Annotated in this window: 1 protein-coding gene; it reads right to left on the bottom strand. The window is 57.4% G+C overall.

What is annotated here, in order from left to right; all coding sequences use genetic code 11:
• Window positions 1–380, bottom strand: a 380-nt coding sequence (locus DUK53_RS17400; protein ID WP_255410911.1) for a reverse transcriptase domain-containing protein, incomplete at both ends; no start/stop codon positions are given.

Genomic DNA, 380 nt, shown 5'->3' with positions numbered 1-380 from the left:
CTTCTGTCACCGGCCTTACCAGACCTGCTTCCATCACACCTGCCTTCAGGAACCTGCGGATAAGTGACAGCACCCGTTTATCCGACACCCGTTTCGCTATCCGGCTCATCAGCACGTCGTGATTTACCCGATCGAAGAACTTCTCCAGATCGAGATCGACTACCCAGTGATACCCAGAACCGATATAGTCCTGAGCCTGTTTCACTGCCTGATGGGCCGAGCGTCCGGGCCGGAACCCATAGCTGTTATCGCTGAACGACGCATCCCATTGCCCCTGCAACACCTGCATCATCGCCTGCTGGATGAAGCGATCGACTACCGTCGGGATACCCAACTGGCGTTCGCCGCCGCCGGGTTTCGGGATGCTCACTCTTCTCACG

The sequence above is a fragment of the Listeria sp. SHR_NRA_18 genome, from assembly GCF_003856515.1.
Lineage (GTDB): Bacteria > Bacillota > Bacilli > Lactobacillales > Listeriaceae > Listeria_A > Listeria_A newyorkensis.
The sequence above is the reverse complement of the archived record's forward strand: the minus strand, read 5'-3'. Positions and strand labels throughout refer to the sequence as shown.